This window comes from Prosthecobacter sp. (assembly GCF_044236155.1).
Lineage (GTDB): Bacteria > Verrucomicrobiota > Verrucomicrobiia > Verrucomicrobiales > Verrucomicrobiaceae > Prosthecobacter.
The window spans coordinates 52,746-72,038 of sequence record NZ_JBIIHA010000006.1 but is presented as its reverse complement, the minus strand read 5'-3'; the positions used below and the strand labels follow the sequence as shown (position 1 = coordinate 72,038).

Annotated in this window: 14 protein-coding genes; 6 read left to right on the top strand and 8 right to left on the bottom strand. The window is 61.0% G+C overall.

Annotation, left to right across the window (positions count from 1 at the left end):
• The 7 genes from ACILSE_RS07235 to ACILSE_RS07205 form a co-directional block, all read right to left on the bottom strand.
• Positions 1-1,332 carry a flippase gene (locus ACILSE_RS07235; protein ID WP_395716701.1) on the bottom strand — a complete coding sequence of 444 codons (1,332 nt, stop codon included), beginning with the start codon at positions 1,330-1,332 and terminating at the stop codon, positions 1-3.
• Between the two features lie 21 nt (positions 1,333-1,353).
• Positions 1,354-1,935, bottom strand: coding sequence for an SIS domain-containing protein (locus ACILSE_RS07230; protein ID WP_395716700.1), 582 nt, complete (start codon positions 1,933-1,935; stop codon positions 1,354-1,356).
• 1 nt (position 1,936) lies between these two features.
• Positions 1,937-2,926, bottom strand: a complete 990-nt coding sequence (locus ACILSE_RS07225; protein ID WP_395716699.1) for a bifunctional heptose 7-phosphate kinase/heptose 1-phosphate adenyltransferase — start codon at positions 2,924-2,926, stop codon at positions 1,937-1,939.
• Complete coding sequence (locus ACILSE_RS07220) at positions 2,923-3,987, bottom strand: 3-deoxy-7-phosphoheptulonate synthase (protein ID WP_395716698.1); 1,065 nt, start codon at positions 3,985-3,987, stop codon at positions 2,923-2,925. The genes ACILSE_RS07225 and ACILSE_RS07220 overlap by 4 nt, the downstream gene beginning before the upstream one ends.
• Before the next feature lie 374 nt (positions 3,988-4,361).
• Positions 4,362-4,961, bottom strand: coding sequence for a translation elongation factor Ts (tsf, locus tag ACILSE_RS07215; protein WP_395716697.1), 600 nt, complete (start codon positions 4,959-4,961; stop codon positions 4,362-4,364).
• 36 nt (positions 4,962-4,997) lie between these two features.
• Positions 4,998-5,690: a 30S ribosomal protein S2 gene (gene rpsB, locus ACILSE_RS07210; RefSeq protein WP_395716696.1), complete on the bottom strand. Its 693-nt coding sequence runs from the start codon at positions 5,688-5,690 to the stop codon at positions 4,998-5,000.
• Between the two features lie 204 nt (positions 5,691-5,894).
• Positions 5,895-7,274 carry a DUF1501 domain-containing protein gene (locus ACILSE_RS07205; RefSeq protein WP_395716695.1) on the bottom strand — a complete coding sequence of 460 codons (1,380 nt, stop codon included), beginning with the start codon at positions 7,272-7,274 and terminating at the stop codon, positions 5,895-5,897.
• A gap of 55 nt (positions 7,275-7,329) precedes the next feature.
• Here ACILSE_RS07205 and ACILSE_RS07200 point away from each other — a divergent pair, with 55 nt between their 5' ends.
• The gene (locus ACILSE_RS07200) at positions 7,330-9,585 is read left to right on the top strand and encodes a PVC-type heme-binding CxxCH protein (protein ID WP_395716694.1); all 2,256 of its coding nucleotides are present in this window, start codon (positions 7,330-7,332) and stop codon (positions 9,583-9,585) included.
• A 1-nt stretch (position 9,586) separates the two neighbouring features.
• Here ACILSE_RS07200 and ACILSE_RS07195 read toward each other — a convergent pair whose 3' ends face one another.
• Positions 9,587-11,002: a GDSL-type esterase/lipase family protein gene (locus tag ACILSE_RS07195; protein ID WP_395716693.1), complete on the bottom strand. Its 1,416-nt coding sequence runs from the start codon at positions 11,000-11,002 to the stop codon at positions 9,587-9,589.
• Between the two features lie 122 nt (positions 11,003-11,124).
• Between ACILSE_RS07195 and ACILSE_RS07190 the strand changes: the two genes are divergently transcribed.
• The 5 genes from ACILSE_RS07190 to kbl are packed head-to-tail and all read left to right on the top strand — an operon-like array spanning position 11,125 to position 19,170.
• Positions 11,125-14,262 (top strand): PSD1 and planctomycete cytochrome C domain-containing protein, encoded by a 3,138-nt coding sequence (locus ACILSE_RS07190; RefSeq protein ID WP_395716692.1) that lies wholly within the window; start codon positions 11,125-11,127, stop codon positions 14,260-14,262.
• Positions 14,259-15,683, top strand: coding sequence for a DUF1501 domain-containing protein (locus tag ACILSE_RS07185; protein WP_395716691.1), 1,425 nt, complete (start codon positions 14,259-14,261; stop codon positions 15,681-15,683). The genes ACILSE_RS07190 and ACILSE_RS07185 overlap by 4 nt, the downstream gene beginning before the upstream one ends.
• A gap of 57 nt (positions 15,684-15,740) precedes the next feature.
• The gene (gene tdh, locus ACILSE_RS07180; protein ID WP_395716690.1) at positions 15,741-16,769 is read left to right on the top strand and encodes an L-threonine 3-dehydrogenase; all 1,029 of its coding nucleotides are present in this window, start codon (positions 15,741-15,743) and stop codon (positions 16,767-16,769) included.
• Between the two features lie 8 nt (positions 16,770-16,777).
• Positions 16,778-17,983 carry a DUF3472 domain-containing protein gene (locus tag ACILSE_RS07175; RefSeq protein WP_395716689.1) on the top strand — a complete coding sequence of 402 codons (1,206 nt, stop codon included), beginning with the start codon at positions 16,778-16,780 and terminating at the stop codon, positions 17,981-17,983.
• Positions 17,980-19,170, top strand: coding sequence for a glycine C-acetyltransferase (kbl, locus tag ACILSE_RS07170; protein WP_395716688.1), 1,191 nt, complete (start codon positions 17,980-17,982; stop codon positions 19,168-19,170). The genes ACILSE_RS07175 and kbl overlap by 4 nt, the downstream gene beginning before the upstream one ends.
• Positions 19,171-19,293: the final 123 nt, after the last annotated feature.

Below are 19,293 nucleotides of genomic sequence, written 5' to 3'. Positions count from 1 at the left end.
TTAGTTCGCGGTTCGCGCTTCGCGGTTCTCAGTTGGAGTGAAAAGAGAACGCGCCCGGACAAGCGTGAAGCGTGGGAGGCCGATGAAGGCGCGGGTCATCAGACTGGAGACGTGTGCGCGAAGATCGGGTGAAAAGTAGGTCCAGATGATCCACGCAAGCGTGTAGGAGACGAGCGTGGCCCAGGCGGCGCCAACGCCTCCGTGCGCGGGAATCCATTCGGTGTTGAGCCAGGCATTTACGAAGACGGAGACGATAACGGAAGGAAGATTCGCGGCGAGCTTGTCCTCGACGGTGAGTATTTGCGTGCGCGCGATGCCGATCGCGTAAGGAATGAAGGCCCAGGCGTGGATGCGGAGCATTTCACTGCTGCGCTCGAACGCGTGGCCGAACGCAAACGGCAGCAACGGTGAGAGAATGAGCAGTCCGGCGGCCACCGCGAATGCCAGCATGACGGAAGCAGAGAAGTAGTCGATGACACGCTTGTCATAGCTCGAGCTCTGAGTCTGGCGGGCTTCCATCAAACGTGGCAGGAAGAGCGTGGCGAGAATGCCGGGCACGAAGTAGGCCATTTCAGAGACACGGACGGCCGCGCCGTAAACACCGGCCTCCTCCGGGCCGCGCAGCCATTCGATCATCATGGTGTCGAGGCGGAAAAGAAGGATGAGCGCCGCCTGGGAGGCGAGTTCGGGCCATGAGCGACTGAACAGAGCCCAGGCACGCGAAAATTGAAAAGCCCGCAGGTGAATGCGTCCGCCGTGGCGCCAGAAAGCGCAGGCGCTGAGCGCGATGAAGATCCAGCCTTCGAGCGCATAGGTGAGCGCGAAGAACCACAAGGGTTCGTTTTTCCAGATGCCGAAGGCAATGAACACGGCGCTGGCAAGGAAGCCGATGAACTGCGCGATGACAGCTTTGGAGACGCGGCCGTTGGCCTCCAGCCATGCGAGCACCTCGGTGGCGGGATTAGTGAGAAGCTGTGTGCCATAAACGATGTAGAGGAGCGAGGCGTGCGGCGAGCTTACGCCGATCCATGCGATCAGGCCGATGAACAGCAGGGCGGAGACGATGAGACGCGCGGTGATCGTGGTGCCGAGCACGTCGCCGGCATCGCTGCCGTCCTTCATGATCTCGCGCACGGTGTAGCGTGAGAATCCAAGCTCTCCTACGCTGAGCAGAATCGACACAAGCGCCATGGCGACGGCGAGCTCGCCGAAACCTGCTCCGCCAAGGTGACGAGCAAGCAGGCAGGTGAGCACGAGGCTCAACAACAGCCGTGCCATGCGCAGCATGGTGGCCAGCGAGAAGGTTTTGAGGATGTGGTTGCCTGCGGCCATGACGGACGCGAGACGCGGGCTTTAAGGCGCCGCGAAGCTTTGCTCGGCCACATCGCAGAGGAGGTGGCCGATAAGGAGATGGCACTCCTGGACGCGGGCGGTGATGCCCGAAGGTGCTTTGAAGGCGAGCCTGGCCTCGGCGGCGCAATCCGCGCCCTTTTCACCGGTGAAGGCAATGGTGACGCAGCCGCGTTTGTTCGCGGCCTGGAGGCCGAGGAGGACATTTTTGCTCGTACCACTGGTCGAGATGCCGAGCGCGATATCGCCGGGCTGTGCGAGAGCCTCGATCTGGCGCGCAAAGAGCGTCTCGAAGCCGAAGTCGTTGCTGTGTGCGGTGATGATCGACGTGTCAGTGGTCAAAGCGATGCCGGCGAGCGCGGGACGGTTGATGCGATAACGCACAACGAGCTCGGCGGCGAGATGCTGAGCGTCGGCGGCGCTGCCGCCGTTGCCGAAGAAGATGATCTTTTTGCCATTCTTCAACGCGGTGAGCCACGCGTCGGCCAGAGGGGCGATTTGGTCGTGCATCGCGCTGAGTTTGGCGATAGCGTCCTGGTGCTCGCCGAGGTGAGCTTTGAAAAGAGAGGAAAAATCGGTGCTCATGTCACGAGAAGGCTGCGAGAAGCTCGTCGGGGGTCAATGTGGCGGTGCCGAGCTTGCCAACGACGATGCCGCTGGCGTGATTGGCGATGTCGGCGGCGTCTTGAAGCGTGAATCCCGCCGCGAGCGCGAGCGTGAGCAGCGCGATGGCGGTGTCGCCCGCGCCGGAGACATCGAAGACTTCGCGAGCACGCGTCGGAATGTGATGCGGGCTTTTATCGCGCTCAAAGAGCATCATGCCGTGCTCGCCGAGGGTCACGAGCACGCTGGCGACATCCCATTTGCCGAGAAGAACGCGACCGACTTCGAGAAGCTCCATGTTTTCGACCGGCGGGCCGGGAAGCAGATGATCTTCGAGCCCGGCGGCGGCGAAGGCTTCGAGGCGGTTCGGTTTCACCAGCGAGACACCTGCCCACGGCAGAGGATTTCGCGGCGAAGGATCGACGGTGACGATGAGCTTGTGCTCGGCGGCGATCTTTGCGACCAACTGCATCAGCGGCGTAGTGACGAAGCCTTTGCCGTAATCTTCGAGAATGATGGCGTCGAGTTCAGGAGCGAGTTTGCGGAGGCGGTTTTCGATCTCGGCGAGCTCGCTGTCGGCCAACGGCATGAGTTTTTCGCGATCAACCCGCACAATCTGCTGCTGACGCGCGGAAACGCGGGCTTTGGAGATAGTCGGGAGCGTTTCGTGGACGAGAAGCGGCGCGGGATCGACTCGGTCTTCGATCAGCAGCGCGCGCAGGCGATCAGCGGCCATGTCCTTGCCGACGCGCCCCATGAGATGCGTGTGCGGCGAAAAGGGCGAGATATTGCGCGCGACATTGGCCGCGCCGCCGGGATAGAATTCCTCCTTGGTAACTTCCACGATCGGCACCGGAGCCTCAGGCGAAATGCGACGCACGTGGCCCCAGATGAAATGGTCGAGCATCACGTCCCCGATCACGAGGATGCGGCACTTTGCTAGACTTCCGAGGCAGTTGCGGATGAAGTTCATTTGCTGCGGCGGGCGCGGACGGCGGCGGCGAGTTCGTCGAGCATCTTTGCAGTGGTTTCCCACGACACACAGGCGTCGGTGATGCTCTGGCCGTAGGTGAGCGGCTGGCCGGGTTTCGTGTCCTGACGGCCTTCGACGAGATGGCTTTCGACCATGACGCCAGTGATGGCCTTGCCGCCTGCGGCGATTTGTTCGGCGAGTGAAGCGGAAGCGACGGGCTGCTTGCGGTAATCCTTCAAACTATTCCCGTGACTGCAATCGACCATCACGCTGGCGGGCAGGCCACGTGCGGTGAGCTGGTCGGCGACGGTCTTGATCGAGGCGGCGTCGAAATTGGTGCCGCCTTTGCCACCACGCAGGATGACGTGGCAGGCGTTGTTGCCCTTCGTGTTCACGATGGCGGCGACACCGTCTTTGGTGACGGAGAGGAAGCAGTGCTGGCCCTTGGCAGCTTCAATCGCATCCAGGGCGACCTGCACACCGCCGTCCGTGCCGTTTTTGAAGCCGACCGGCATGGACAAACCTGAGGCGAGTTGGCGATGCACCTGGCTTTCCGTCGTGCGGGCACCAATCGCGCCCCAGACAACGACATCGGCGATGTACTGCGGCGTGATGGTGTCGAGAAACTCCGTGCCGGCGGGCACGCCACGCTTCACGAGCTTGATGAGCAGGTCGCGGGCGCCTCGCAGGCCGCTGTTGATGTCGTAGGTGCCGTCGAGATGCGGGTCGTTGATGAATCCCTTCCAGCCGACGGTGGTGCGCGGCTTTTCAAAATAGACGCGCATGACGATCTCAAGATCCGCCCCGTATTTCTGCCGCGCCTCGATGATGTGCTGGGCGTATTCGAGCGCGGACTTGGGATCATGGATCGAGCACGGACCGACGACGACGAGCAGGCGGTCGTCCTTGAGAGCCAGAATATTCTCGCAGCGTTTGCGCGAATGCTCGACGAACTCGGATTCAAGCTCTCCAAGGCGAAATTCATGCATGAGCAGCGCCGGCTGGATCAATGGCAGGATTTCGGCGATGCGAAGGTCGTCAGTGGGATGGGAAAGACTCACGGGAAATGAAAGGGCAAAAAATGGGGACGCAGATTGGAGGATTCTGGCCTGGAGGAAACCGAAAAGTGCTCAGGACGCGCAGGCACCGATCAGCAGCATGCTGCCGCCATTGGTGCCGGATGACTCAGGCACCACCGCGAAACGATGGAGGTGAAGTGCGCACGAGACGCGGGCATGAGAAGCCAGACGGGTGGTTGCCACGCATGGGAAATATCCCAATTACGGAAATTTGGCACGAGGCAGGTGTTTTAGCAAAGCTAAATATCAAGTAATCGAGCATCATCTGGCCAACAGGCAGGACTTGGAGAAAATGGAAAAGGCGGTCGTCACCGACCGCCTTTTCTTGAGGTTTGATGGAATCTCCGCGGCAAGTATCAGATCTCTTCGCCCACGGCGTAGCGCACGAAGCGGCGCACGACGAGGTTTTCGCCGAGTTCGGCGATCTTGCTCTTTACGTAGTCGCCGATGGTCTGGTCGGGGTTCTTGATGAACGCCTGCTCGAGGAGGCACTGCTCGGCGAAGATCTTGTCGATCTTGCCCTGCACGATCTTCTCGACAATCGCGGCGGGCTTGTCCTTGATTTGCTCGGCGGCGATTTCCTTCTCCTTGGCGATGAGGCTTTCGGGGATTTCTTCGCGGCGGATGAACTTCGGGCTAGCGGCGGCGATGTGCAGGGAGATGTCGCGCACGAAGGCCTGGAAGATTTCGTTGCGGGCGACGAAGTCGGTCTCGCAGTTCACCTCGATGAGCACGCCGATGCGTCCCGCCATGTGGATGTAAGAGGCGATGATGCCTTCCTTGGTCTGGCGGTCGCCTTTGGAGCCGGCCTTCGTGATGCCCTTCTTCCGGAGGATGGTTTCGGCCTTTTCGAGGTCGCCACCGGCTTCTGCGAGGGCTTTTTTGCAATCCATCATGCCTGCGTTGGTCTTTTCACGCAGGGCCATGACGATTTTAGCGGAGATTTCTTCAGCCATGATCAGTCTGGGGTTGGGGGGATGAAAAATTGAGGATTACTTCTTTGCCTCGGAGGCGGCGATGATGACGGGGTCGATCAGCTTCTGCAGGATGATGCGGATGGAGCGGATGGCGTCGTCGTTGGCGGCGATCGGGTAGTCGATGATGTTCGGATCGGCGTTCGTATCGACGAGGGCGACGATCGGGATGTTAAGGCGGCGGGACTCATGCACGGCGATGTGCTCGCGGGCGGAGTCGACAATCACCACGGCGTCAGGCTTGCCGCCCATGTGGCGGATGCCGCGCAGGTTGCGCTCCAACTTGATGCGCTCGCGGTTCAGACCGGCCAGCTCCTTTTTGGACATGAGCTTGAACTCGGGCTTGTTCTCGATGTCCTCGAGGTAGTTCAGGCGGGCGATGCTCTTCTTGATCGTCTCCATGTTGGTGAGCGTGCCGCCCAGCCAGCGATGATTGACATAAAACTGACCACAGGCCTCGGCGGCCTGCTTGATGGCCTCCTGCGCCTGGCGCTTGCAGCCGACGAAGAGGATTTTCTTTCCTTTGCGGGCGAGGTCGGCCAGGAAATCAGCGGCCTTGTCGATCTGCTTCACGGTTTCCTCGATGTTGAGGATGTGAATCTGATTCTTGGTGCCCATGATGAAACCCTTCATCTTTGGGTTCCAACGCTTGGTCTGGTGACCAAAGTGAACGCCGGCTTCGACGAGCTCGGCAAGGATCTGTGCGGACATGTGTGTAATATAATAGAACAGCCTCTCTTCCGCACGCTTTGGGGGCAAAACGCTCAGCCGCGAGGCTGATCCGGTCGATTTGGCTTGAGGTGAAATCCTTTGGCTTGACCAACGTGGCCCGGCAAAAGGGGCGCGATGTTACCGGCAACCCCTGCTGCGGCAAGTGGTTTTTCGGCCCCGGAATCGTCACCCGCCAGATGCCATCTAAATCAGCTCCGCGATCGGCCTGCCGCCATCGACGATGAAATTCGGCCTGCCTTGATGATCGATGTAGGTCGCATCCAGCGGCACGCCCATGTGATGATAAATCGTCGCGGCGAGATCGGACGGCGTCACAGGGCGCTCGGAGATCTCCGCGCCGTCCTTCGTGCTCGCGCCGATGACCTGGCCGTGACGGAAGCCGCCGCCGGCCATGCACATGCTCATGACGACGGGCCAGTGATTGCGGCCATCCGTGCTGCCTTGCGTGCCGAGATTCGGTGTGCGACCAAACTCGCCCATCGCGATGACCAGCGTGTCATCCAGCATGCCGCGCTCGCGCAGATCACTGACCAGCGTGGTGATGACGTGGTCGAAAACCGGCAGCAGCGGCCGCAATCCATTCCAAATGCCGCCGTAGGGCGGGATGTTGTCGCCGTGATTGTCCCAGGTGCCGCTCGCGCTGTGATTGCTGAGGTCGATGGTGACGAAGGATGAGCCGCGCTCGACGAGACGACGCGCCAGCAGCGCCTGTTTGGCCCAATCATGGTCGCCGTAGCGGTCGCGCACGTTTTTCGGCTCTTGTTCCAAATCGAACGCTTCGTGCGCCCGGCCACCCGCGACGATGTCGAAGGCTTTTTGGCCGAAAGCATCCATCGCGCCCATCATGCCGCTCGCATCGATGTCCGAGCGCAATCCGTCCATCTGTCGGCTGAGCGTCTGGCGGGCGTGAAGGCGGTCCATGCTGAGCCCGGCGGGCAGTTGGAAGAGTTTGGAGGCGTTGTTGCCATCAAACGGATCATACTGCGTGCCGAGGTAACCGCCCCAGGCCACATGCGAGCGCGATTTCATGTTCAGCACGACGTAGGGCGGCATCGCCGGATGATTCGCGCCGTGATGCTTTGCCACGATGCTGCCGAAGGACGGGAAATACTTCGCCTTCGGGTTCGTGCGCGGCTCGTTGGTCAGATTCGCCGTCTGCATGACCATGTTCGGCTCATGATTGCTGAAACGGCAATCGACGGAGCGGATCAGCGTGAACTGATCCAGCATCGCGGCCTGCTTTGGCAGGAACTCGCAGATACGCACGCCGGGTAGCTTCGTTTTGATCGTCTTGAACGGCCCACGGTTCTCGATGGGCCGGTCCGGCTTAGGGTCCCAAGTGTCGATGTGAGATGGCCCACCCGTCATCCAGAGCAAAATGACCGATTTGCCGCTCTTCGTTGCTTTGCCGTCCGCACGCAGTTTCATCAACCCGGGCAGCGTGAGCCCGCCCAGGCCCGCGAGGCTCGTTTTGAGCACGGAGCGGCGGCTGTGCACGACCACACCGTCCCGCACACGCGGATTCATGAAGGTGAAGGCATGGCCGTGGTCATGGCTTGGCATGCGCACTCATACGTCAGTGCTGAAACAGCTTTGTCACCCAGGCTGTATTCCCTGCATGAGATTTCTGGTTCCAGTTCTCCTCACCGTCGTCTCCTCCGCCGAGATCCCGCTGCCCGATGACGCTCCGAAGCCGCTGCCGCCCGCGGAGAGCGCGAAGCGATTCGCCGTGCCGGATGGCTACTCCATCCGCCTCCTCGCCTCCGAACCGCTCATCACCGAGCCCAGCGGCATATGCTGGGATGACAAAGGCCGCTGCTTTGTCTGCGAGCTGCACGGCTACAACCTCGAAGGCCAGTATGACATCGATGAGCTGAACAAATCCGGCCAGCTCGACCTCGAAGTGCGCCGCATTCAGGCCAGCGAGGAGGCCAAGAAGAAAGCCGAGGCCGAAACTTACGGCACCGTGAAGCTTCTGCGAGACACCGATGGCGACGGCGTCATGGACAAGGCCATCGTGTGGGCGGATTGGCTGCCGCCATGTCACGGCATCGCCGCAGGCCATGGCGGCATCATCATCGCCTGCTCGCCGCACATCGTTTTCCTCAAAGACAGCGATGGCGATGACAAAGCCGATGTGCAGGAGCAGCTCTTCACCGGCTTCGGCACGCCGATCCTCGAGCGGCGCATCAATTCACCGACTTGGGGACCGGATGGCTGGCTTTATTTCGGCCGTGGCAATGCCACCGGCACCATCACCGGCCCGCATTTGAAAAAGCCCGTCGAGCTTCCGCCCACCGATTTCCGCATTCGCGCCGATGGCACGGCCATCGAGCCCGTCAGCGGCAGCACGAAGACCACTGGCATGGCCTTTACTGATGGCGGCGATCGCTTCACCGCCACCACGACGCATCCCGGGCTCTTCGTCACACCGATCCCGTGGAAATACCTCGCGCGAAATCCTGATGCCGCCGCACCGGCACTCGATGGACCGGCCAGCGATGACACACGCGTCTATCCCATCGCCGCACCGCATCCGTGGCGCACGAAGCGGGAGCAGCATGCCGAATACTTCGCCTTCTACCGCAAGATCAGCCTCAGCGATGCCGACGCGTCCGGTTACTTCACCAGCGCCTGCAGTCCCATCGTCTGGCGTGGGCAGTATTTCGTCTGCGAACCCGCGCAAAACCTCATCCATCGCGCTGACATCGTGCGCGATGGCACTCGCCTGCGGCTCCAGCGCGCGAAAGGCGAGGAACAGCGCGAATTTTTGGCCTCACGCGATGCGTGGTTTCATCCCATCGCGCTCACGCAGACCCCGCAAGGCCATCTGGCCATCGTTGATTACTACCGCGAAATTATTGAAGACTACTCCGCCATCCCGCGGCACCTCCAGCAGCAATACGGCCTCATCAACGGCCAGGATCGCGGACGTGTGTGGATCCTCGAAGCGAAACAAAAATGGTCCAAACCGCCACTCAGCGCCTCTGACGCAAAAGTGCTCCAACTCCGCGAAAACGACGACATCACGAAAATCGATCTGAAGGCCGATTTGGAGCCTCAACTCGCTCTTCAGCTCGCTGTAAGCGTCGGATCGCAACGCGAGGCACTTTTGAGCCTCGCACGCCGCTTCGGCCACCTTCGCTGGATGGACGCCGCCATCGCCTGCTCGGCTCACTCGATCGAAAAAGACCTCCTTCTCGCCCTCGCAGCCGATTCGGGGCAAAGCGAGCCCGTCATGACCAATCTTGCCGGCATTCTCGCCGCTCGCGGAAACGTCCAAGAAATTACGGAATGCCTCGCCGTCGTTAAAATGGGCAAAGCGCACGACATTCTCCAACTCGGCCTCGAAGACACCAAGCCGCTCGCGAACCCCATCGACGTTCCGGCTCCCACCGCGCCCACTGCCGACCAAATCGCTGCATGGGAAAAACGCGTTCCGGCCATTTTGAAGGCTTTGAAGCACAATCCCGACCTCGCCGAGGGCAAAACGCTTTTCACCGCCATCTGCGGAGCTTGTCACAAGTCCCACGGCATCGGAGTCGCCGTCGGTCCGGATCTCGATGCCGAGTTCCAACGTGCTCCGGAGGTCATCCTGCGCGACATCCTCTTTCCCAGCGAGGCAGCACGGCCCGATTACGACACCACGATGGTCAAAACGCGTCGCGGCGAGACCTTGCTCGGCATCACCACCTCCGATTCGCCCACCAGCATCACCTTGAAGCTGCCCGGCGGCATTGAACGGACTGTCCTGCGCAAACGCGCCGACATCCGCACCGTGCGCAACGTTTCCCTGATGACACCCGGCCTCGGTGATGCCCTGAAGCCCGAGCAAATTGCGAACGTCATCGCGTTTTTGCGGTCGCGGCAATGAATCACTCGCCCATCAGCTTCTTCACTGTTGGTTCGATGGCCTCGGCCCAGATGCGGTAAGCTTTTTCGTTCGGGTGAAGGAAGTCCGGCATGATGTCCTTCGTAATGAGGCCGTCGGGCGTCAGAAACTTAGCGCCGATGTCGAGGAAGGTGACTTTGTGAGTGCCGTCGAGCTTGGAGATGAGCTTGTTTATCTCGGCTATCTTCTCGCGCTGCGGGTTTGGCTTCTCACCGCGCGGAAAGATGCCAAGGAGCAGAATCTTTGACTGCGGGAGGCGTTTTTCGAGTTCCAGAACAATGGCCTCGATACCTGCGGCGATGTCAGGCGAGGAGCAGGTGCCGCTGTGGTTGGGGCCCAGGTTGCCGCTGTTGTTCGTGCCGATCATCACGACGACGAGCTTGGGGGCGATGCCGTCCACCGCGCCGTGTTGGAGACGCCACAGCACGTTCTCCGTCTTGTCCCAACCGAAGCCGAGGTTGCCGGCATTGCGTGGCGCGTAGAATTCATCCCAGGTGTGCTTGCCGCGCAGCGGATAGCTGTCGAACTGCTCACCACCGAAGAAATGAGTGATCGAGTCGCCAATAAAGAGGATCTGCGGCTTCGCATGCTTCACCGCGGAGATGGTCAGTTCGTGGCGCTTCGCCCAGTCATACTGCGGCCAGCTCCGGTCCTGCGTCACGGGCACCATCGTGCTGGGAAGGGGTTTGCGGCCGGGAAGCGGTTCGAGGGTGGCCTCGGCGACCCTGCTGACTGCCCGGCGGTCGGCGGTGAAAGTCGCCGCCATAAGATGCCCGCCGCTACTCAAGTCGATTGGGGCGACGTAGGGGTTTGATTTGGCCACCGGTGGCGTGTCGTCCAGCGTGTAGAGGATTACAGTGCCGGGTTCGCTGGAGTGCAGCGTCACCATCCCATCGGCAGTCTGGATCGCGGGAGCCGCTGGAATGACGGCCGTCTGTGCCTGGAGCAGGCTGCCAACAGTGAAAAGAGAGAGCAGGAGGTGATGATTCATGAGCGTAAGGCTAAGCAGCAAGCCTCGGATTGTCCATGCGAGCGTGCGTATCCAGTTCGTGAGGATGAGGCGACGCACAAGGCGCCTGTCCTTGCCGCTCCTCAGGCGGGAGTGGATGGGGGTCTGCAACAGGGCGGTCGAAAGCCAGATCACAGGGATCAGTCCGACCCCCAGCAGAAAGACGGCCGAGCATTGGCTCTGGTAAAGTAGCCAGGCCGCGGTGCCTGCCTCCAGTAACATCAGCGGCACCACGATGAGCCGGATCCGGGAGCAATGACTGAAATGGTAGGCCTGGAACTCCGCCTCCTTGAACCCGAGGAACTGCGGATAAACGACAACCTGTATCACCCAGATCAGACCGACAAGCATCCAGGTCGCCGCGAGATGGAGGGTGAAGAAGGTGTTCATGACATGCGCCGGGAGGGAGGGCGGCCGACATCTGCCTCCGGATACGGCTTTTTCAAATCCGCATCGTTCAGATGACGATGAAGTCGGCACTTCTCGAGCGTACTTCAAACTCCGCCTGTCGTATGCCCCCGTCCCGCGCCCCATCTGCCTTCCGCCAGTTCCTCAAGCGAGGATTGCCCGCGTTTGCCCTGGCCGTAGCGCCTGCGTTTGCCGCGGACTATGAGAAGGACATCAAGCCGCTGCTGAAGGAGCGTTGCTACGCCTGTCACGGTGCTTTGAAGCAGAAAGGCGGCCTGCGCCTTGATACGGTCGCGGCCCTCAAACAAGGCGGTGACAGCGGTGACGCGACCCAACTGCTCATTGATCGAGTGACAACGACCGAAAAGGCCGATCGCATGCCGCCGGAGGGCCAAGGCTCCATGCTCAACACCGACCAAGTCGCCAACCTCAAAGCCTGGCTCGCTGCCGGAGCGCCAGCGCCAGCCAATGAGCAGCCCGAGGCCGATCCGCGGGCTCACTGGGCTTATCAGGCACCGAAATCTTCCGGGAAGTCGGTGGATGCGCTGCTAGCAGCACGTTTAGCTTCCAGGAAACTCAAGCCGCAGCCTGAAGCCGCACCGGAACTGTGGTTGCGGCGCGTTTACCTCGATCTCATCGGCCTGCCGCCATCGACAGAGCAGATCGCGGCGTTTTTGAAGGACACGTCGATGCCAGCGCGGCAGCGCGTCGTCGATCATCTCCTCGGCACACCGCAATATGGCGAGCGCTGGGCCCGCCACTTCATGGACATCTGGCGCTACTGCGACTGGTATGGCCTCGGGGCGCAGCTTCGTCATTCGCAGAAGCACATCTGGCACTGGCGTGATTGGATTGTGGAGTCGCTGAACACCGACAAAGGCTATGACCAGATGATCGTGCAGATGCTCGCTGCGGACGAACTTTCGCCCGAGGATCGCGACAACCTTCGTGCCACCGGTTTCCTAGCCCGTAGCTACTATCTCTTCAACCGCACCACCTGGCTCGATGAAACCATTGAGCACACCTGCCGCGCCTTCCTCGGCCTGACGATGCAGTGCGTGAAGTGCCACGACCACAAATACGATCCCATCGAGCAGGCCGACTACTACCGCATGCGCGCCATCTTCGAGCCTTTGCACGTGCGCCTCGATCCTTGGCAGGGCGAGACGGACTTTGAGAAAAATGGCTTGCCTCGCGTTTTCGACCTCCATCTCGACAAGCCGACCTTCCGTCATGTGCGTGGCGACGAAAAAAACGAGGACAAATCGAAGCCGCTGAGCGCAGGCGTTCCGCAGGTGCTGGAGTTTGCCTCTTTTCAACCATCCTCCATCAAACTGCCGCCTGCATCCGCCAAACCGGCGCTGCTGCCCTTTGTGCTCGAAGATCACCTCCGCACCGCTGAACACGACATCGCCGCAGCTCAAAAAAATCTCGATCAAGCAAGACAGGCGCTCGCGAAATCGCCCCAACCCGCCGCCAAACCGGTAGCGGAGTCTAAGGTGCTCGTCAGCGATGACTTCACCTCCGCGAGGCCTCAGCAATGGGAGTCCCTCAAAGGCGACTGGAGGCATTCATCCACCGGAGTGCGTCAGCATGAAACCGGAGCCGAGCGTCGTTCGCTGCGTCTGAAAACAGCCCCGCCAGCCGACTTCGAGGCCAGTTTGAGCTTCACCATTCGCGGAGGTCAAAAATGGAAGTCCGTCGGCATCATGTTCGACGCTGCGGATGGCGACGATGTGATGGTTTACATGAGCGCCGTCAGCGGCGGATCGAAGATCCAGGTGGCCCTGGCCAATGGTGGCAAGACTGGTTATCCAACGAATGGCTCTGCACCACGCGCGATCTCACAAGATGTTCGTTACACGCTCGATCTGCGTGTGCGTGGCCAGCTCATCAATGCCAGCATCAATGGCGAACCGGTGCTCGCTTATCGTCTGCCGCAAAACCGCCGCCAAGGTGCGTTGTCGCTCACCGCCTTCGACGCCGATGTCGAGTTTCACAGCTTCAAGCTCGCCGAGCTAGCCGCAGATGCTGTTTTGCGTGAACCAGCAGGAGACAAGTCGGTGCCACTCGCGGACGCCAAAGCCGCCGTCGCACTCGCTGAAAAACAACTCGCTGCCGCCAAGGCCAAACCCGCGATGATTCGCGCCGTCTTTGCCGCAGATAAGGCCAGGCAGGACAAAGCACTCGCCCAAGCCGCCGCTGCCGCCGAGGCGAAGTACAAACTGGCACAGGCCGATGTCGATCTCGTGAAAGCTGAGGCCGATTCGAAGGCCAAGGACGCTGACAAGAAGATCAAAGCCGCACGCGAAGCCTTCGAGAAAGCCAAGAAGCATGCAGCAGCTCCCGGCGAGACTTACACCTCGCTGCCCGCGAGCCTGAAGGCACAGGAAGGCCCGGAGGAAAGCACCAATGCCAAGGTGCAAACCTATCCCGACACCAGCACGGGCCGCAGACTCGCTTTTGCCAAATGGATCGCCGACAAACGCAACCCGCTCACCGCCCGCGTGCTGGTGAATCAAGTCTGGATGCGGCACTTCGGCGTGCCGCTCGTCGCGAACATGGACGACTTCGGCCGCCGCTCACTCGCGCCGCTGCATCAGGACATCCTCGACACGCTCACGGTCGATTTCATGAACAGCGGCTGGAGCCTGAAGCATCTGCATCGCGCCATGGTGCTCTCGGAGTTGTATCGCCGCAGTTCCTCGAATGCGGAGGCCGATGCCGCTACTGTCGCCGCCGATCCCGACAACGCGAACTACTGGCGCATGAACCCACGCCGTATGGAAAGCCAGGTCGTGCGCGACAGCCTGCTACATCTCGCGGGCAAGCTCGATCTCACGCTCGGCGGCCCCAGCCTCGATCCCGCCTCGTCCGAAACGAGCCGACGTCGCTCGCTCTACTTCGTTCAGAACGCGGATACCGAGCACCGCTTCCTCGCCGTCTTCGACAACAGCAACGTCCTCGAATGCTATCGCCGCAACGAAAGCGTCGTGCCGCAGCAAGCGCTCGCTTTGACCAATAGCAAGCTCAGCCGCGAATGCGCCGACGCCTTGGCCACAAAGCTCAGCAAACTCGATGGCGATGCCTTTGTGACGCAATCCTTCCTCACCGTGCTCGGCCGTCCGCCTTCGGATGCCGAGCGTCGCACCAGCCTCGAAGGCTTTCAGGCGTTGAAACAGGATCACAGCCTCTTTCTGCAGGCGCTGCTCAATCACAACGACTTCGTCACCCTGCGATGAACCTCAAACATCAGCCCACACCTTTCCTCCGCCGCGACACCCTCGGCGGACTCGGCAGCATTGCGGTCGCTTCCATGCTGAAGGCCGAGGAAGGCTGGCAGCCTCCGAGCGGCTTGCCGGTGATTCCACAGAAGGCGAAGCGCGTGATCTGGCTCTTCATGCGCGGCGGCGTCAGTCACATGGAGAGTTTTGATCCGAAGCCGATGCTGACGAAGTATGCGGGCAAATCGATCGGCGAAACGCCCTTTGCCAGCGTGCAGGACCCCGAAAAGCTCAAGAAGGTGCGCGTGGTCGTGGTGAACGATGCGAACGGCAAGCAGCGCAACGTCATTTATCCGCTCCAGATCGGCAGCAAGCGCTACGGCCAGTGCGGCATCGAGATCAGCGACTGGTTCCCGCACATCGGCTCCTGCGCGGATGAGATCGCCTTCATCCGCAGCATGTGGACGACGGACGACAACCACGGCGCGCAGGTGCAGTTCCACAGCGGCCGCCACATGCTGGAGCCGCGTGTGCCGACGCTTGGTGCGTGGGTGACGTATGGCCTTGGCTCGATGACGGACAATCTGCCGTCCTTCATCAACATGGGGCCGCGCTACTTCGATATTCGCGATGGCCACTACCTAGGCCCGGCCTATGACGCCGTGAACCTGAAGGTGGATCCGAAAAACCCGCTTACCTTTGCCGCGCCGGAGATCGCCGTCGGCAAAACCGAACAAGCGGTGCAGTTCGACCTCATCCACAAGCTCAACATGCTCAACGCCGAGCAATATCCCGGCGACAAAACGCTCGCCGCTCGCATGAAGAGCTACCAACTCGCCTTCAACATGCAGACCGCTGTTCCGGAGACGATGAATCTCGACACGGAGAGCGACGAGACAAAGAAGCTCTACGGCCTCGACGACAAAGTCACCGAGCCGTTTGCGCGCCAGCTCATCGTCGCCCGTCGTCTCGCCGAGCGCGGTGTGCGCTTCATCCAGCTCCAGCATGGCGATGGCGCTGCTGGCGCGTGGGATTCGCACTCGGGTTTGAAAAAGAACCACTCCATGCTCGCGCAGCAGGTGGACAAGCCGATCTCCGGCCTGCTCAAGGACCTCAAGCAGCGCGGCATGCTCGATGACACGCTCGTCGTCTTCGCCACCGAGTTCGGCCGCACGCCTGGATCACAAGGCAGTGATGGGCGCGATCATCATCCGTATGGGTTCAGCGTCTGGATGGCCGGCGGCGGCGTCAAAGGTGGCACCATTCACGGCAGCACCGACGAACTCGGCTTCCACGCTGTCGAGCATCCGCACTACGTCACTGACGTGCATGCCACGATCCTCCATCAGCTCGGACTCGACCCGCACCAGCTCGAGATTCCAGGCCGCAAGCGCCTGGAGCGGGATTTCGGGCAGGTAATTCGCGAGATCCTGGTCTGAGCCTCGAAAAATACCGCTTGCCGGTATGTTGGAGGCGTGTCCAATATACCGCCCACCATGAAAGCACTCGTCAAAGCCAGAGCGGAGAGCGGATTGTGGCTCCAGGACGTCCCGGAGCCGCAGGTCGGCATCAATGATGTCCTCATCAAGGTCCGCAAAACCGGCATCTGCGGCACGGACCTGCACATTTACCAATGGGATGCCTGGGCGCAGAAGACCATCCCTGTGCCGATGGTCGTCGGGCATGAGTTTGTCGGCGAAGTCGTGGCAGTCGGCAGCAACGTGAATGACTTCCATCCCGGCGAAATCGTCAGCGCCGAAGGCCATGTGGTTTGCGGTCGCTGTCGCAACTGCCTCGCGGGACGCCGTCACCTTTGCAAAGACACCGTCGGCATCGGCGTGAACCGCACCGGGGCCTTCGCCGAATACATCAGCGTGCCGATGACGAACGTGTGGCATCACCGCGAAGGCGTGGACGAGGAGGTGGCGAGCATTTTCGATCCGTTCGGCAATGCAGTTCACACCGCGCTGGCCTTTGAATGCATGGGCGAGGACGTTCTCATTACCGGCGCAGGCCCCATCGGCATCATGGCCATCCCCGTCGTCAAACACGCCGGCGCACGCCACGTCGTCATCACCGATGTGAACGACTATCGCCTCGATCTCGCGCGAAAAATGGGCGCGACGGTCGCCTTGAACGTCAAAACCGGCAGCATCGCCGACGTGCAGAAGCAGCTCGGCATGAAAGAAGGCTTCGACGTGGGCCTGGAGATGAGTGGAAACGCCACCGCCTTCCGCGACATGATCGACAACATGTGCCACGGCGGCAAAATCGCCATGCTCGGCATCCCCAGCGAACAAATCGCCATCGACTGGAACAAGGTCATCTTCAACATGCTCACCATCCACGGCATCTACGGCCGCGAGATGTATGAGACCTGGTATCAGATGAGCGTCATGCTCGAAAACGGCGTGAACATCGCTCCCATCATCACCCACCGCTTCCACTACACGGACTTCGAACAAGGCTTCGCCGCGATGGAAAGCGGCAACTGCGGCAAAGTCGTGCTCGATTGGTCCAACTAGCTCTCCTCATGAAAAACAACCTCCTCGCTTTCTTTTGCCTCGTCTCGCTCGCTCACGCTGAAATCAGCGTTCCCGGCTTCACCGCCTACTGCGATCCCGATTTCCGCGGAGTCGAGTTCTCGAAGGAAAAAGGCCTCAGCGGCTGGAAAGACGCGAAACAGCGCGTCTCATGGTTCGGCGACCTCAAAACGCCCGGAAAACTCACCGTGAGCCTTCGCGTGAAAGGCGATGAAGACCGCGCTTTCGTCCTGAAGATCGGCGAAACGAGCCGCGAAGCCACCGTGACGAACGGCGTGGCCTCGTTTGGCGAATTCGAGATCGCGAAGGCCGGTTACGCGAAGTTTGAACTGACCTCCAAAGATGGCTGCAAAGGCCTCATCGAAGCCCTCGTGCTCGACGGACCCGCGACACAGGATGCGCGTTTCAACCTCGAGCCGCGTCGCAACGCCTCCTCGGTGCATTTGATGTATCCGACGCCGAAGGACGAGAAGATCGCGCTATTCTACAACGAGGTCACCGCGGTCGAGGAGCTGATTTACACCTTCTACATGGCCTGCGGCTTCTCACGCGGCTACTTCGGCATGCAGATCAATTCGGAAACCGAGCGGCGCATCATCTTCTCCGTATGGGACGCTGGCAACGGCACCAACGCTATCGACCGCTCCACAGTCTCCAAAGAAGATCAAACGCAGCTCCTCGCGAAAGGCGAAGGCGTCGAGGCGAGCGTCTTCGGCCACGAAGGCACCGGCGGGCACTCGCACCTCGTGTATCCGTGGAAAACCGGCCAGGCGCAGAAGTTTGTCGTCGCCGTGAAGCCCGAAGGCACACACACGACCTACAGCGGCTACTGGTTCCATCCCGAGAAGCAAAACTGGATGCTCATCGCCAGCTTCAAAGCGCCGAAGGATGGCAACTACCTGCGCGGCCTGCATTCCTTCAGCGAAAACTTCGGCGGCCAAAACGGCCACCAGCAGCGCAAAGCCCTCTACGGCCCGCAATGGTTCGCCACCGCCGATGGAAAGTGGACCGAACTGCTCACCGCGAAGTTCAGCCACGACCCCACCGGCAAGGAACATCGTCTTGATCGCTTCATGGGCGTCGAAGCCGGAAAATTCTTCCTCTCGCATGGCGGCTTCGTCGAAGGCTTCACGAAATATGGCGAGCCCTTCACGCGGCCTGCCACGAACACACCACCCAGCTTCAAGCTGCCATGAACGCCTCTTTCAAAGACCACGTCACGTCCCAACTCGACGCCATCCGCGCGGCAGGCACTTACAAACGCGAGCGCGTGCTCAGCACGCCGCAGGGCACGCTCGTTCGCGCAAATGGGGGCGCGGCGGTGCTGAACATGTGCGCGAACAACTACCTCGGCCTCGCACAGCATCCAAAGGTGCGGCAGGCCGCGCACGAGGCGCTGGAGCACTGGGGCTACGGCCTCGCCAGCGTGCGCTTCATCTGTGGCACGCAGGGCGTGCACAAGGAACTGGAGGCATCGTTGACCGACTTCCTCGGCACCGAGGACACGATCCTCTACGGCTCCTGCTTCGATGCGAACGGCGGCCTGTTTGAAACGATCCTCGGCCCCGAGGACGCGATCATCAGCGACGAACTCAACCACGCCTCGATCATCGACGGCGTGCGTTTGTGCAAAGCGCAGCGCTATCGCTACAAAAACTGCGACATGGCCGATCTGAAGGCCCAACTCGTCGCCGCCGATGCCAAAGGCGCGCGTTTCAAGCTCATCGCCACCGACGGTGTGTTCTCGATGGAAGGCTACATCGCGCCGCTGAAGGCGATTTGCGATCTCGCGGATCAATATGGTGCGCTTGTGATGGTGGATGACTCCCACGCCGTCGGCTTCATGGGCAAAACTGGCCGCGGCACGCACGAGCATTGTGGCGTGATGGGCCGCATCGACATCATCACCGGCACACTCGGCAAAGCCCTCGGTGGCGCGAGCGGTGGCTACACCAGCGGCCGCAAAGAGATCATCGAACTGCTCCGCCAGCGCTCGCGGCCCTATTTGTTCTCGAACACGCTCTGTCCCAGCATCGCCGGTGCTTCCATCGCCGCTTTGAGCCTGCTAACGCAGAGCACTACCTTGCGAGACACGCTTGAGTCGAACACCCGCTGGTTCCGCGCCGCGATGACCGCGGCTGGTTTCCAAATTGTGCCCGGCGAGCACCCTATCGTTCCCGTCATGCTCGGCGATGCCGCGCTCGCGTCGAAATTCGCCGACGCTATGCTTGAGCGCGGCGTTTACGTCATCGGCTTCAGCTACCCCGTCGTCCCGCAAGGCAAAGCCCGCATCCGCACCCAGATCAGCGCCGCGCACACGCGGGAGGACTTGGAGAAGGCGGTGAAGGCATTCACGGAGGTGAAGCAGCAACTGGGACTATGATCCCGATGAGCGCGACAGCGTCCTGGAGTGCTCCAGCCCTCTGGAGCTTTCCGCAGGCCTGGAGACACTCGAAAGCGACGGAGGCCCGGCGCACTCCAGGACGCTATCGCGACTAATTCTACC